Raw genomic sequence first — 14,633 nt, forward strand, 5'->3', positions numbered from 1 at the left:
CCCGCCGGAAGGGTCATCAGTGCAGTCGATTCGTCAGCGGGCGGGCGTGAGCCGGCCGTCCACCATCGTCAGGACCGCGTCCACGGCGTCCAGGAACCCGACGTCGTGGGTCACCATGAGCGTCGCCGCGCCCTCCTGCCGGGTCAGCTCGCCCAGCAGCTCCACGACGGCGGCCGAGCGCTCGCGGTCCAGTGCGGAGGTGGGCTCGTCCACGAGCAGCAGGGCGGGGGAGGCCCCGCCCGAGCCCATGAGGGCCCGGGCGATGTTCACGCGCTGGCGCTGTCCGCCGGAGAGCTGGTGCGGGCGGCGGTCCGCCTGGTCGGCCAGGCCCACGCGCCCGAGCAGCTCCAGCGCGCGGTCCCGTGCCGCCTTCCGGTCCGCGCGGGAGGCCCGTGGGTCCAGGTGCGCCGTCAGCTCGAGCTGCTCACGCGCGGTCAGGGAGGGCAGCAGGTTGGGCTGCTGGAACACGACGCCGATCCGCTCGGCGCGCAGGCGGGTGCGCTGCGCCCGCGGCAGGGCCGTGAGCTCGACGCCGGCCACGGTCACCGTGCCCGACGTCGGCGTCACCAGCCCCGCGGCCACGGCCAGCAGGGAGGACTTGCCCGAGCCGGAGGGGCCGATCAGCGCGGTGAAGGTGCCGGGGGTCAGGTCCAGGCTGACTCCATCCAGGGCCCGCAGGGTGCGGCCCTCGCCGTCGGGGTACTCCAGGACGAGGTCCCGCGCGGACAGGGCGGGGGCGCCGGCGCCGGGGGCGGCGGCCGGGGCGGTGCGGTACACGGTCAGGTCGGGGGTGTGGGCGGTGGTGCTCATGTCAGTTGCCTCCGAGGGCGATCAGGGGGTCGATGCGGGTCACGCGGGCCACGGCCAGCGCGGAGCCGGCCAGGCCGAGGGCGAGCACACCGAGGGCGGGGAGCACGGTGGTCGCCGGTCCGAGGACGAACGGCACGGCCCGGGCCGCGAGCGCCCCGGCGACCACGGCCACACCGGTGCCGGCGAGCACGCCGAGCGCCAGCACGATCCCGCCCTGCAGGAGGGCGTCGCGCAGCACCCAGCCGGTGGAGGCGCCGAGGGCCTTGAGCACCGCGATCTCCCGGGTGCGCTGGATGGTCCAGACGGACAGGAACGCGACCACCACGATCGCCGAGATCCCGTAGAGGAAGCCCTGCATCATCGTCAGCGAGCCGTGCTCCGAGGCGTACGCCGGCAGGGCCGCGTAGGCGCCGGGGACGTCCGTGGAGAGGGTGGCCGCGGCGTCGTCGGCGGCGGTCGCCGCGTCCACGTCCGCGCCCTCGGACAGGGTGACCAGGCCGGCGGTGCCGGCCACCCGCTCGTCCGCGGTGTGGGAGAGGGCGCGCCAGTCCGCCAACGTGGTCCAGGCGACGGGGGTGTGGGAGTACCAGGAGTCCTCCGCCACGGAGGCCACCGTGTAGACCACACCGGAGGACTCGACCCGGCCGCCGGCGGCCACGCCGAGCCCCTCCGCGAGGGAGCGGGAGAGCACGACTTCGCCGTCCTCCAGCCCGGCCGGGGCCTGGGGTGCGTCCGGGGCCAGCCCCACGAACGCCGCCGACCCGACGCCGGAGACGCCGGGCGTCGTCGTCGGCCTGCCCGCTGCGTCTGTGGCCACGTGTCCGGCGACCCCGGTCAGCCGACCCTGTGCGAGGCCGACGGGCTCGACGTGGGCCACGCCGTCCTGGGCGCGCCAGGCGTCCAGCTGTGCCCGGGTGACCTCGGAGGAGGTGAAGGAGGTGGTGGGCTCCTGCCCGGCGGCGCCGCCGAACACGATCCGGTCCGTCCCGCGGGCCCCGAGCTCGTCCAGGGCGGCGGTGTTCTGGTGCCCCAGCCCGGCGGTGAGGCCGGAGAGCATGACGAGCAGGACGGTGATCAGGGCGACGACGGCGCCCATGAGACTGAAGCGGCCGGTGGCGGACCGCAGGTCGCGCAGGGCGAGGAACATGGGGGACCTTCCTTCGGGAGGGGCTCGGTGGACCGGCTCCAGCCTCCGTCGGGGCGGGACCGGCGGGCATCGCCCGCCCCGGGCGGTCTCCGGTCAACCGATCGGTTGATCCGGGCCCGCCGCCAGCGCGCCTACTCTGGCGGCATGCACGCCGCCTCCTCGCCGGTCCCCGCCCCACGGTCCGGGCACGTCACGGACGAGCACAGCGAGGCGCCCGAGGTCACGGTGGGAATGACGGTCGGCGTCCCCACGCCCACCCTGCTCGGCGCCCTGCGGATCGTCCTGCACACCGCCTTCGCCGGGCTGCTGGCTCTGGGCCTGGTCCGCGCGCTGACCGGTGGCGTCGACGGACCGGTCCCGTGGGGCGGGGCCGCGGGGATGCTCGTCGTCCTGACCGCGGCGCTGGCCGCCGTGTACCTGGCCGGGACCGTCCACGAGCGCCGGCTCCGCGGCGCCGGCCGGGCCCCCGCCGGCGGCCCCGCGCTCGGCTGGCTCGCCGCCGTGCTGGCCCTGTGGGCCCTGCTGGTCCTCCATCACGCGGACTTCACGTGGCTGGCGTTCCCCCTGTTCTTCGTCTCCCTGCACGTGGTGGGGGTGCTGCTGCGCCGCCCCGCGGCCGCGGTGGCGCTGGTGGCGGCGGTGACCGGCGTCGTCGTGCTGGCCGGCGCCCTGCGGGCAGGGGCCCTGTCCCCGGGGGCCGTGCTCGGGCCGGCCATCGGGGCGGGCGCGGCCGTGGTGATGCACCTGGCGTACCGCGTGCTGCTCACCGAGGCGGAGCACCAGCGGATCGTGGCGGATCAGCTGCGGGCCACGCGCGCCGAGCTCGCCGAGTCGGAGCGGCACGCCGGCGTCCTGGCTGAGCGCGAGCGGCTCTCCCGCGAGATCCACGACACCCTCACCCAGGGACTCGCCTCGATCGTCCTGGTCTCCCGCGCGGCCCAGGACGCCGTGCGCCGCGGGAACCTCGCGCTCGCGGACGAGCGCCTCGAGACCGTCCGTGCGACGGCGGCCGAGAACCTCGCCGAGTCCCGCGCCTTCGTGCGCGGGCTGCGGGCGCCGGCGGACGGGCAGGGCGAGGAGGATGGGGTCGGCGTCGTCCCGGGCGGTGCCCCGGACGCGCTCGCCGCGTCCCTGGCGCAGGCCGTCCGCGGCTTCCGCGCCCGGCAGCAGGCCCTCGGGCGCCCCGTGGACGCCGAGCTCACGGTGGTGGGCCAGCCCATGCCCGTGGGGGAGGCCGTCGAGACGGTGCTCGTCCGGGCCGCGCAGGCGTCCCTGGCGAACGTCGCCCAGCACGCCAGGGCCCGCCGGTGCCGGGTGACCTTGACCTGGCTGCCGGGGGAGGTGGCCCTGGACATCGCCGACGACGGCGACGGCTTCGATCCCGTCGGCGTCGCGGCCCGTGGCGTCGGGCCCGGTACCGGCGTCGGGCTGGCGGGCCTGCGCGAGCGCGTGGCCGGCGTCGGCGGGCAGGTCGACGTGGAGACCGCCCCCCGGGAGGGGACCGTGGTGGCGGTGCGGGTGCCGGTGGCCGGCCTCGACCGCGGGCGGACGGACGAGAAGAGGGGCCGGGCATGAGCGTGCGCGTGATGCTGGTGGACGACCACCCCGTGGTGCGCGCGGGCGTGCGCGCCGTGCTGGAGGCGGACCCGGCGGTGACCGTGGTGGCCGAGGCCGGCGACGGAGCCGCCGCCCTCGAGGTGCTCGCCGCCCGCGCGGACGAGGTGGACGTGGTGCTGATGGACCTGCAGATGGGCGCGGGCATGGACGGGGTGACCGCCACCCGGCGCGTCCGCGCCGCCTGTCCCCGGCTGCCCGTGCTGATCCTGACCACCTTCGACACCGAGGCGGACATCCTGGCCGCGCTCGACGCCGGCGCGGCCGGCTACCTGCTCAAGGACGCGCCCGCGGAGGAGATCGCGGCCGCCGTGCACCGGGCGGCGGCCGGGCGGCCGGCGCTCGCGCCCGAGGTGGCCGAGCGCCTCGTGGGCCGCAGCACCGGTCCCGGCGCCGCGACGGCCCTGACCGCGCGTGAGATCGAGCTCCTCGAGCTGATCGCCCGCGGGGACACCAACCGTCAGGCCGCGAAGGCGCTGTTCCTCTCGGAGGCCACCGTGAAGACGCACCTGGTGCACGTCTTCCAGAAGCTCGGGGTGGGCACGCGCACCGAGGCCGTGCACGCCGCCCGGGCCCGGCGGATCATCCGCTGAGGGCGCCCAGGCCGGGGGCGAGCCGGGGTCAGCGCCGGCCGACCGCCTTCGTCACCACCCCGGCGACGACGGCGGCGCCCGCCACGATCGCCAGGGCCCAGCCGAGGGAGAGGTCGCCGCGGCCGAGGCCGAACAGGCGCAGGGTCCAGAACCCGATCAGCGCGCACGCGAAGGTGACGCCGAAGAACGTGTAGGCGGTCTGCAGGCCCCGCCCGGGCCCGCCCGCCCCGCCGCGCCCGGGGCGGAGGCGGGGGTCGTCGTCGTTCCGGCCGTGGTGCAGGGGAGGCATGGTCATGTCCCCACGGTAGGGGCGCGGGCAGGCGGCGGGCCAGGGCCGCGCCGTAGGCTGGGGCCGTGAAGATCCTCGTGCTCGGCAACGGCGGCCGCGAACACGCGCTGCTGCGCGCCCTCTCCCGTGATCCCCAGGTCGGCGAGCTGCATGCGGCCCCCGGCAACGCCGGCATGGCCGACGCCGCCGCGCTGCACCCCGTGACCGCCACCGACCCCGACGCCGTCGTCGCGCTGGCCCGTGGGCTCGGGACGGACCTCGTGGTCGTCGGCCCGGAGGCCCCGCTGGCCGCCGGCGTGGCCGACGCGCTGCGCGAGGCCGGGATCGCCGTGTTCGGCCCGTCCCGCGCCGCCGCCCAGCTGGAGGCGTCCAAGTCCTTCGCCAAGGAGGTCATGGCCGCCGCCGGCGTGCCGACCGCCGGGGCCCGGACCTGCACCACGGCCGCCGAGGTCGAGGCCGCGCTGGACGCGTTCGGCGCCCCGCACGTGGTCAAGGACGACGGCCTCGCCGCCGGCAAGGGCGTGGTGGTGACCTCGGACCGCGCGGCCGCGCTGGACCACGCGCAGGCGTGCCTGGATGCGGGCGGCGCCGTGGTGGTCGAGGACTTCCTCGACGGCCCCGAGGTCTCCCTCTTCGTGCTGTGCGACGGCGAGCACGCCGTCGCCCTCACCCCGGCCCAGGACTTCAAGCGGATCCACGACGGCGACGCCGGCCCCAACACCGGCGGCATGGGCGCCTACACGCCGCTGCCGTGGCTGCCCGAGGGGTTCACCGAGGAGGTCATGGACCGGGTGGCCCGGCCCGTGCTGGCCGAGATGGCCCGCCGCGGCACCCCGTTCACGGGCGTGCTGTTCATCGGCCTGGCCGTGACCGCGAAGGGCCCGGAGGTCATCGAGTTCAACGTGCGCTTCGGCGACCCCGAGACGCAGGCCGTCCTGGCCCGCCTCGAGACCCCGCTGGGCGGGCTCCTGGCCGACGCCGCCGCCGGCCGCCTCGGCGCGGACCGCACGCTCGAGTGGAGCGACGACGTCGCCGTGGACGTGGTCCTGGCCTCCGCCGGGTACCCCGCGTCCTCCTCGACGGGCGACGTGATCACCGGCCTCGAGGACGCCCTGGCCCTCGAGGGCGTGGACGTGCTGCACGCCGGCACCGAGCGCACCGAGGACGGGGACGTGGTGACGGCCGGCGGGCGGGTGCTCGCCGTCGTCGGGCGGGGCGCGGACCTCGCCGAGGCTCGGGAGCGGGCGTACGCCGGCGCCGAGCGCATCCGGTTCGAGGGCGCCCAGCGCCGCTCGGACATCGGGCTGAAGGCCGAGCGCGGAGAGATCACGGTGCCGGAACGGCGTCGCGGCTACGACGGCGCGCAGGCCCTGGAACTGGACGGCTGGCGCCACGTGTACTCCGGCAAGGTGCGCGACCTCTACGAGCCGGCCGACGCCGCGCCGGGGGAGTCGGACACGCTGCTGGTGGTGGCCTCGGACCGCATCAGCGCGTACGACCACGTCCTCGAGCCGCCGATCCCGGACAAGGGCGCCGTGCTGACCCAGCTGAGCCTGTGGTGGTTCGAGAGGCTCGCCGAGGGCGAGGGCGCCGTGGCGGACCATGTGGTCTCCACGGACGTCCCCGAGGCCGTGGCCGGGCGGGCCATGGTGGTCAAGCGGCTGCGCATGCACCCGATCGAGTGCATCGCCCGTGGCTACCTGACCGGGTCCGGGCTGGCCGAGTATCGCGAGCACGGCACCGTCACCGGGATCCCGCTCCCGGAGGGGCTCGTGGACGGCTCGCGCCTGGAGCCGGCGATCTTCACCCCCTCGGCCAAGGCCGAGGTCGGCGAGCACGACGAGAACATCACGTATGAGCAGACGGTGGAGCGCGTGGGCGCCGAGACCGCCGCCGCGCTGCGGGACGCGACCCTGGCCGTGTACACGCGCGCCGAGGCGATCGCCCGCGAGGCCGGGATCATCCTGGCGGACACCAAGGTCGAGTTCGGGCAGGAGCCGGTCACCGGTGAGCTGGTGCTCGGCGACGAGGTGCTCACCCCCGACTCGTCCCGGTTCTGGGACGCCGAGGACCACGAGCCCGGCCGCGCGCAGGCGAGCTTCGACAAGCAGTTCGTGCGCGACTGGCTGACCTCCCCCGAGTCCGGGTGGGACAAGGGCTCGGGGGAGGCGCCGCCGTCGCTGCCGGCCGACGTCGTGGCGCGGACCCGGGCGCGGTACGTGGAGGCGTACGAGCGCCTGACCGGGCGGACCTTCGAGGCCTGAGCCCGCCCCTCTCCGCGCTTTCGCTCGGGAGATCGTCGCCACCCTCGAGTGGTGCTGGGACGGAAGCGACGATCTCCCGAGCGGAAGTCAGGGCTTGGCGGGTGAGGGTGGGGTGCGGACGAGTGCGCTCCTGCACAGGCGCCCGCACCGCGGCGGGCATCCCCGACGCCGCCCGCCCCGTCCCCACCACGACGCCGGTCGCACGAGGCTCGAGGTCATGTCACCTCGTGCCCCGCTCCCTCTCCCTGAGCACCTGTCCGACCGCCCCTTCACCCTGGGCGACCTGACCGCCGCCGGGTGGAGCGTCGAGCGCGCCCGCCGGCGGACGCCGCCGCTGTCGTGCGCCGGGCGGGGGGAGTGCTCTCCCACCAGAGCGCGGCCCTGCTGCACGGCCTCGTGGTGCCGACGCCGGTGCGTCCGGACGGGCACCTGCACCTGAGCAGGCCGCACGAGCGCGGCGTCAGCGTGCGGAGGCGCGTGCAGACCCACGCCCGCATGGTGCCCCCCCGGAGGACGTGACCACCGTGCACGGGGTGCCCTGCACGTCGCTGGAGCGCACCTGGGCGGATCTGGCCTCCTTGATGCCGAGGGGTCCTGCGGATCCCCTCGTGATCGCCGGCGACGCCCTCGTGAACCGTCCGTGGGTGGAGGCGGAGCAGCGGCGTGGGCCGGCCCGGACCACGGTGGACGCCCTCCACGCCGCGCTGTCCCGAGCCGGCTGCTTCAAGGGGGTCAGGGTCGCGCGGCTGGCCCTGGGCCTGGTCCGAGTGGGAGCGGACTCGCCTCCGGAGACCGAGCTGCGTCTCGCGCGGCTGGACGCGGGTCTGCCCGAACCGGAACTGCAGGGCCGGATCGTCCCGGACGACCCGTGGTCGCCTGTCGTGGACCTCGCCTACCGCCGGTGGCGACGAACTCCTCAGCGACAGTGCCTCTCGGGGAGGGGGTTCAGGCCTCGCCCGTGACCAGGGAGTCCTCCCACGCCCGGTGCAGGGCGGCGAAGCGGCCGTCGGCGGCCACGAGCTCGGCGGGGGAGCCGTCCTCCACCACGCGGCCGTCGTGCACCACGAGGACGCGGTCGGCGATCGCCACGGTGGAGAGCCGGTGCGCGATGATCAGCGCGGTCCGGTCGCCCAGCAGCCGCTCGAGCCCGGCCTGCACGAGCCGCTCGCTGGGCAGGTCCAGGGAGCTGGTGGCCTCGTCCAGGATCAGCACGGCCGGGTCCGCCAGGAACGCGCGCGCGAAGCTGATCAGCTGCCGCTGCCCCGCGGACAGGCGTCCGCCTCGCTGGTTCACGTCCGTGTCGTACCCCTCGGGCAGCTCCCGGACGAACCCGTCCGCGCCCACGGCCCGGGCCGCCGCCTCGACCTCCTCGCGGCTCGCCCCCGGCTTCCCAAGCGCGATGTTCTCCGCCACGGACCCGGAGAAGAGGAACGCCTCCTGGGTCACCATCACCACGTTGCGGCGCAGGTCCGCCTGGGCCAGCTCGCGCAGCTCCACCCCGTCCAGGGTGAGGGAGCCGGAGGTGAGGTCGTAGAACCGGGCGATCAGCTTCACCAGGGTGGACTTGCCCGCGCCGGTCTGGCCCACCACGGCCACGGTCTGCCCGGCGGGCACCGTCAGGTCGAACTCCGGCAGCACCACCTTCCCGGGCCCGTAGCCGAACACCGCGTCGCGGAACTCGATCCGGCCGCTCGCCTCGCCCCTCCCGACGGGCGCCGGGCCGGAGCCGTCCGGGCGCGGCAGGGGCGTGGGGTGGGCGGCCTCGACGACGGCGGGCTCCTCCTCGAGCAGCCCGGACACCTTCTCGAGGGCGGCGGTGGCGGACTGCAGCGACGAGTAGAACATCGCGACCATCTCCATGGGCTGGAACACGCGGCGCCCGGCCAGCAGCAGGGCCACGAGCACGCCCACCTCGAGGTCCCCGGCCAGCACGCGCAGCCCGCCCGTCACCAGCAGGGCGGCCACGGTCAGGTTGCCCACCGCGATCAGGGTGGGCTGCAGCACGCCGAACAGGTTCAGGGACTCCACCATGTCGTCCCGGTAGCGGGTGGCCAGCTCCCGGTAGCGGCGCTCGTTGTGGCGCTCGCGGCGGAAGGCCTGCACCGCGCGGATGCCGGTCATGGTCTCCACGAAGTGCACGATCGACCGGGCGGAGGACACGCGCGAGCGGCGGTAGACGTCCTCGGAGCGCACGCGGTACCAGTGCACCACCGCGGCCACGGGCACGGCGGCCCCCAGCAGCACGAGGAAGGACGGCGGGTCCAGGATGAGGATGGACACGGCGGTGAACGTCATGAACATCAGGCCGGACACCAGCGAGGACACGCCCTGGTCCAGCAGCTCGCGCAGCGCCTCGAGGTCCGAGGTCTGCCGGGAGATCACGCGCCCGGAGGTGTACCGCTCGTGGAAGCCGAGGCTGAGCCGCTGGGTGTGCCGGAACACCCGCAGCCGCAGGTCCAGCAGCATCGCCTGGCTGGCCTTGGCGGTCAGCCACGTGTAGACGCCCAGCAGCAGCCCGGAGGCCAGGGCGGTGAGCACGTACGCCCCGCCCACCAGCGTCAGCACCCCGGTGACGGGCTCGCCGGCGCGGACGCCGGCCACGACCTGCGGCAGCCCCCAGTCGATCGCCCACGCGATGATCAGCGGGGCCGCCGCGCGGGCCGCGTTGGACACGACGACGAGCGCCGCCGTCAGCAGCAGCGTCCCGCGCACGGGGCGGCCGAGCTCGCCGAGCAGCCGCCACGAGCGGCGCCGGACGTGGCGGCGCTCGGCGGGCGTGTAGTCGTCGGCCTCCTCCGCGCCGACGCCGGTGACGCGGGTGACGTCCGCGGTGCTCATGCCTGCTCCTCGGGTCGGCTGGAGATGATGTCGCGGTAGGCGGCGCTGCGGCGCAGCAGCTCGGCGTGCGTGCCGACGTCGGCCACGCGCCCGTCCTCAAGGACCGCCACGCGGTCCGCGAGGGCCACGGTGGAGGGCCGGTGGGCCACGATCAGCGTGGTGGTCCCGGCCAGCACCTCGCGCAGGCGCGCGGTGACGGCCTCCTCGGTGCGCACGTCGAGGGCGGAGAGGGGGTCGTCGAGCACCAGGATGTCCGGGCGGGCGGCGATCGCGCGGGCCAGGGCCAGGCGCTGGCGCTGCCCGCCGGACAGGCTCAGGCCCTCCTCGCCGATCTCCGCGTCGACGCCGTCGGGCAGGTCCGCCACGAACCCCGCCTGGGCGGTGTCCAGGGCGAGGTCCAGCAGCGCGCGGGCGCCGGGGGAGTCCAGGCCGTCCGCGACGGCCTCGGCGGGGGCCCCGAGCAGGACGTTGGCCCGGACGGTGTCCGAGAACAGGGTGGCGTCCTCGAACGCGATGGACACGCGCCGGCGCAGCTCCTGCAGCGGGTAGTCGCGCACGTCCACGCCGTCCACGAGGACCGCGCCGCCCGTGACGTCGTAGAGCCGGGGGACCAGCTGGACCAGGGTGGACTTGCCCGAGCCGGTGACGCCCACCAGGGCGAGCGTCTCGCCCGGCACGAGGCTCAGGTCCACGCCGCGCAGCAGCTCGTCCGCCTCGCTCTCCCCGGCGTCGGGGAACCGGAAGCGCACCCCGCGGAACTCCAGGGACCCCGCGGAGGGCGGCAGCACGACGCCGGCACGCGTCTCGCGTGGGGCGGCACCCGCCCCGACCGTGGCGCCGGGCCGGGCGGGCTCGGGACGCGGCACCCGTTCCGGCCGCCCCGCGGCCTCCGCCCGGACGGCGCGGGCCGCGGCGGCGGCCCGGCCGGCGTCGAGGGCCTCCTCCTCGTCCCGGTCCGCCCCGGCGGGGGAGGTGACGGTGGCGGGGGAGGAGAGCACGTCCAGGTGCCGGTCGATGGCGGTCTTGGCCGCGAGGGTCATGCCCATCAGCTGGCCGACCGACTCCACCGGGCCGGAGAGCACGGCCGCCGTCGCGAAGTACGCGGCCAGCGCGCCCACCGTGAGCTCGCCCTGGGCCACGAGCCACACGCCCAGGGCCAGCCCGATCCCGAGCACCGCCTCCGGCAGCGCCACGATCAGCGCGATGAACCCCGAGAGCACGGACGCCTTCCGGACCTCGGTGCCGCGCAGGGTCTCGGCCCGGCCCCGGAAGCCCTCGAGGGCGTGGGCGCCGCGCCCGAACGCCTTGAGCACGCGGATGCCGTGCACGGACTCCTCCACCGTGGTGGCGAGGTCCCCGGCCTGGTCCTGGGAGAGACGGGAGGCGGAGCGGAAGTCGTTGCGGAACCCGAAGGAGCGCCACATGATCGGCAGCGCGGCGGCCAGGTACAGCAGCGCCAGCTGCCAGGACAGGCCGAACAGCAGGGCCGTGCCCACCAGGATGGTCACGGTGTTGACCACGAGCATCACGGAGCCGAATGCGATCCACCGCCGCAGCAGGGACAGGTCCGCCTGGGCGCGGGAGAGCAGCTGGCCGGAGGGCCAGGCGTCGTGGAAGGCCGCGGGCATCCGCTGCAGCCGGCGGTAGAGGGTGATCCGGGCGCGGTTCTCCACGTCCGCGGCGGGCGGGAGGATGAAGAACCGACGCAGGTACACGAACAGGGCCTCGGCCAGGCCCAGGCCGGCGAGCAGGGCGGCCGCCCACCAGACCTCCGCGCGGGCCGCGTCCGTGAGCGGGACGTCCTGCACCACGTCCGCGAACACCGAGTTCACCAGGACCTGGATGACCTGGGGGATCGCCAGTGCCACGAGGCCGGCGAGCATGGCGCTGACCAGGCCCGCGGCCCACCGGGCGCCGACGCCGTCCAGGTACGGGGCGATCCCGCGCAGGGCGGCACGCAGCGGCAGGGGGGTGGAGGCGGGGCGGGGCACGGGGGGACTCTACCGGGTGAGGCCCGTCACTCCGGCCCCGTGCCCGGTCAGGCGCGGGGGAGCAGGTCCAGGACCACGGCCTCGGGGCGGCAGAGGGTGCGCACCGGCGCCGAGGGGGCGGTGCCGATCCCGGCGGACACCTCGAGCGGCACGGTCCGCCCCGCCGCCGTCCACGTCGACACGCCCGAGGCCTGGGAACGGGGCAGGTCGCAGTTCGTCACCAGGGCGCCGACGAACGGCAGGCACACCTGGCCGCCGTGCGTGTGCCCGGCCAGCAGCAGGTCCGCGCCGTCCGCCGTCATCGCGTCCAGTACGCGCCGGTAGGGGGCGTGGGTGACGCCCAGGCGCAGGGCGGGGACGGCGTCGTCGTCCGGACCGAACCCGGGCCAGCGGTCCAGGCCCAGGTGGGGGTCGTCCGTGCCCGCGGCCCGCACGCGCACCGCGTCCGGGCCGGCGCCCAGCACGACGTCGGCGGACCGGTCCGTCAGGTCCGCCCAGCCGGCCGCGCGGAAGGCGGAGAACAGCTCTTCGGTGGGCAGGCGGGAGCGGGAGGCCTCCAGCTCGGAGGGGCCGCGCAGGTAGCGCAGCGGGTTGGCCGGCTTGGGCGTGTAGTAGTCGTTCGAGCCGGGCACGAACACGCCCGGCCGCTCCAGCAGCGGGCCCAGCGCGTCCAGCAGGAGCGGGATCGAGGCGGCGTGGGAGATGTTGTCCCCGGTGTCCACCACGAGGTCCGGCTCGAGCTCCGCGAGCCCCCGCAGCCACGCCAGGCGCTTCCGGTGCCGGGGGAGCAGGTGGATGTCCGAGAGGTGCAGGACGCGCACGGGGCGGGTGCCCGGGGCCAGCAGGCGGAGTGTGTGGGTGCGCACCGTGCGCGCCTCGGCCTCCGTCAGGCCCCAGGCCAGGCCGGCCGCGCCGAGCCCCGCCGCGCCGACGGCGGCCCGGGCGCCGGAGCGCGCGAGCCGCCGTGCGGTCGGGTGGGGGGAGGGTGTCACCGGATGCCCTGGGAGGCCTCGTACTCGGCGCGCTTCTCAGCGCTGGAGAAGGGGGTGTCGCCGGCGTTCGGGCCCAGCGTGGAGGTCGGTCCCTCCGCGCCGCGGTCGATGTCCTCGGGCCGGAAGAACGTCCCGTCCGGGTGGTCGCCCTCGGCGCCCGGGTCCACGGAGGACGGGCCGTCGAAGGTGGGCAGGCGGCCGGGCTGGTAGGTGCGCTTGGCGAGGTCGTTGAACTCGAGCCACGTGCCGCCGTTGACGGTGGAGCCGTAGAACTCCTCCTGGACCTCGCCGTTGATGGTCTCGCCGCGCATCGTCTTCTGGCTGGTGTAGCGGCCGGCCCACACGGCGGTGGCCAGCTCGGTGGTGTAGCCCACGAACCAGGTGGAGGACATGTTGTTGTTGGTGCCCGTCTTGCCGGCGAACTCGTAGCCGGTGCCGTCCGGGGCGATGTTCCAGGTGGCGATGTGCCGCAGCACCGGGGTCAGCTCGGCCACGTGCTTCGGGTCCAGGACCTGGCGGCACTGGGGGCCGCCGATCTCGTACTGGTTGCCGGCGCTGTCCGTCACCTCGGTGATGGCGCGTGGCTCGCAGTAGAGGCCGTTTGCGGCCAGGGCCGCGTAGGCGCCGGCCAGCGAGGTGGGGGCCACGCTGTCCTTGCCCAGCAGGAAGGACGGCTCGGCGGGGCTCAGGGGGGTGCCGTCACGGCCGTTCACGATGCCCAGCTGGGTCATGGTGTTCGCCACGTCGCACAGGTCCATCTGGTAGCCGAGGGCGACGGTGGGGGTGTTGACGGACCAGTAGAGGCCCTCGTCCACGCGGTCGCGCTTCTTCATGCCGTCGATGACGTTGTTGATCTCCCAGCCCTTCGAGCCGCCGCCGGCGGTGGTGAAGCCGCCGGGCAGGCAGGAGGCCGCGAAGCGCGAGGTGGAGGGGTAGACGTCATTGGAGCCGTCCACGGAGTCGATCAGGCTGTTGCCGTAGCGCAGCCAGGTCAGGGCCACGAAGGGCTTCAGGGTGGAGCCGGCGGAGAAGCCCTCGCCGCCGCCCCACTCGCCGTCCACGTTGAGGTTCAGGGAGGTCTTGCCCACGTCGTCCGCGAGGGAGTACTCGGTGTTCTGGGCCATCGTCACGATGTCGCCCGTGCCCGGGCGCATGGACAGCAGGGAGTGGCCGGCGCCGAGGGACTCGTCGTTGGGGATGACCCGGCGGGTGACCTCCTCCGCCTTCTTCTGCAGCCCGGAGTCCAGGGTGGTGCGGATCGTCAGGCCGCCGCGGTCGAGCAGCGCCTGGCGGGCGGCGACGTCGGGGCCGAAGGTGGGGTCAGCCAGGATCCGCCGCTCCACGTAGTCGCAGAAGTAGGCGCCGAAGGCGGCGTTGAGGCAGCCGGTGGGCTCGCCCTTCATGACGAACTCCAGCGGCTGGGCCTTGGCGGCCTCGGCCTCCTCGGCGGTCAGATAGCCGTTCTTCTCCATCGCGTTGAGCACGAGGTTGCGGCGCTTGACCGTGCCCTCCGGGTTGCGGGCCGGGTTGAAGCGGGTGGGGGACTGCACCATGCCGGCCAGGGTGGCGGCCTCCCAGCTCTCCAGGTCCGCGGCCGGCTTGCCGAAGACGTACTCGGAGGCGGCCTCCACGCCGTAGGCGCGGCCCTGGAAGAGGACGAGGTTCAGGTAGCCCTGGAGGATCTCCTCCTTGGACATCTGCTTCTCCACCGCGACGGCGAGCTTGATCTCCTTGACCTTGTCCGAGGCCTCCTTGGTGCCGGAGAGGGTCAGACGGGAGTCGCCGCGCACCTGCTGGGAGTTGATCAGCATGTTGTTCACGAACTGCTGGGTCAGCGTGGACGCGCCCTGCGTGGAGGGGGAGGTCAGGTTGTTCACGGCCGCGCGGATCAGGCCCTTGGCGTCCACGCCCTCGTGCTCGAAGAAGCGCTCGTCCTCGATCGCCACGATCGCGTGCTCCATGTGGTCCGAGACCTGGTCGAGGGTCACCGGCTTGCGGTTCTCCTCGTAGAACGTGGCGATCAGCTCCCCGTCCGCCGAGTAGATCTTCGACGGCATCGAGACCGGCTCGGCCGGCAGCTGGTCCGGCAGCTGGT

10 protein-coding genes are annotated in these 14,633 nt (G+C 75.3%); 3 read left to right on the forward strand and 7 right to left on the reverse strand.

The features are described from left to right. Positions 1-33 precede the first annotated feature (33 nt). Positions 34-810 carry an ABC transporter ATP-binding protein gene (locus Q4D18_RS04080; protein WP_303126080.1) on the reverse strand — a complete coding sequence of 259 codons (777 nt, stop codon included), beginning with the start codon at positions 808-810 and terminating at the stop codon, positions 34-36. Position 811: 1 nt separating this feature from the next. Then, the gene (locus Q4D18_RS04085) at positions 812-1,957 is read right to left on the reverse strand and encodes an ABC transporter permease (protein WP_303126081.1); all 1,146 of its coding nucleotides are present in this window, start codon (positions 1,955-1,957) and stop codon (positions 812-814) included. Positions 1,958-2,101: 144 nt separating this feature from the next. On the opposite strand from Q4D18_RS04085, the gene Q4D18_RS04090 reads away from it, so the two are divergent. Together Q4D18_RS04090 and Q4D18_RS04095 are read left to right on the forward strand one after the other, a co-directional pair. Continuing rightward, positions 2,102-3,532 (forward strand): sensor histidine kinase, encoded by a 1,431-nt coding sequence (locus Q4D18_RS04090; RefSeq protein WP_303126082.1) that lies wholly within the window; start codon positions 2,102-2,104, stop codon positions 3,530-3,532. Beyond that, the gene (locus Q4D18_RS04095) at positions 3,529-4,164 is read left to right on the forward strand and encodes a response regulator transcription factor (RefSeq protein WP_303126083.1); all 636 of its coding nucleotides are present in this window, start codon (positions 3,529-3,531) and stop codon (positions 4,162-4,164) included. The genes Q4D18_RS04090 and Q4D18_RS04095 overlap by 4 nt, the downstream gene beginning before the upstream one ends. Positions 4,165-4,192: 28 nt before the next feature. Here Q4D18_RS04095 and Q4D18_RS04100 read toward each other — a convergent pair whose 3' ends face one another. Further along, the gene (locus Q4D18_RS04100; protein ID WP_303126084.1) at positions 4,193-4,459 is read right to left on the reverse strand and encodes a hypothetical protein; all 267 of its coding nucleotides are present in this window, start codon (positions 4,457-4,459) and stop codon (positions 4,193-4,195) included. A 59-nt stretch (positions 4,460-4,518) separates the two neighbouring features. Between Q4D18_RS04100 and purD the strand changes: the two genes are divergently transcribed. After that, the gene (gene purD / locus Q4D18_RS04105) at positions 4,519-6,717 is read left to right on the forward strand and encodes a phosphoribosylamine--glycine ligase (RefSeq protein WP_303126085.1); all 2,199 of its coding nucleotides are present in this window, start codon (positions 4,519-4,521) and stop codon (positions 6,715-6,717) included. A gap of 945 nt (positions 6,718-7,662) precedes the next feature. On the opposite strand, the gene Q4D18_RS04110 is transcribed toward purD, so the two are convergent. From Q4D18_RS04110 to Q4D18_RS04125, 4 genes are all read right to left on the reverse strand, one after another. Beyond that, positions 7,663-9,555, reverse strand: coding sequence for an ABC transporter ATP-binding protein (locus tag Q4D18_RS04110; protein ID WP_303126086.1), 1,893 nt, complete (start codon positions 9,553-9,555; stop codon positions 7,663-7,665). Continuing rightward, positions 9,552-11,546 carry an ABC transporter ATP-binding protein gene (locus Q4D18_RS04115; protein WP_303126087.1) on the reverse strand — a complete coding sequence of 665 codons (1,995 nt, stop codon included), beginning with the start codon at positions 11,544-11,546 and terminating at the stop codon, positions 9,552-9,554. The genes Q4D18_RS04110 and Q4D18_RS04115 overlap by 4 nt, the downstream gene beginning before the upstream one ends. 47 nt (positions 11,547-11,593) lie before the next feature. Then, entirely contained in the window at positions 11,594-12,538 is a 945-nt protein-coding gene (locus Q4D18_RS04120; protein WP_303126089.1) for a metallophosphoesterase, read from the reverse strand. Further along, positions 12,535-14,633 (reverse strand): transglycosylase domain-containing protein (locus Q4D18_RS04125; RefSeq protein WP_303126090.1); only part of this gene is annotated, 2,099 nt, incomplete at its 5' end. The genes Q4D18_RS04125 and Q4D18_RS04120, both read right to left, overlap by 4 nt.

Origin of the sequence: Micrococcus sp. (assembly GCF_030523875.1) — a bacterium.
Taxonomy (GTDB): Bacteria; Actinomycetota; Actinomycetes; order Actinomycetales; family Micrococcaceae; genus Micrococcus.

Bases quoted from the DNA above. Each gene is read 5' to 3' on its own strand.
- Q4D18_RS04110 (WP_303126086.1), bottom strand. From the start codon at position 9,555: ATGAGCACCGCGGACGTCACCCGCGTCACCGGCGTCGGCGCGGAGGAG.
- Q4D18_RS04080 (WP_303126080.1), bottom strand. From the start codon at position 810: ATGAGCACCACCGCCCACACCCCCGACCTGACCGTGTACCGCACCGCC.
- Q4D18_RS04095 (WP_303126083.1), top strand. From the start codon at position 3,529: ATGAGCGTGCGCGTGATGCTGGTGGACGACCACCCCGTGGTGCGCGCG.
- Q4D18_RS04090 (WP_303126082.1), top strand. From the start codon at position 2,102: ATGCACGCCGCCTCCTCGCCGGTCCCCGCCCCACGGTCCGGGCACGTC.
- Q4D18_RS04100 (WP_303126084.1), bottom strand. From the start codon at position 4,459: ATGACCATGCCTCCCCTGCACCACGGCCGGAACGACGACGACCCCCGC.
- Q4D18_RS04085 (WP_303126081.1), bottom strand. From the start codon at position 1,957: ATGTTCCTCGCCCTGCGCGACCTGCGGTCCGCCACCGGCCGCTTCAGT.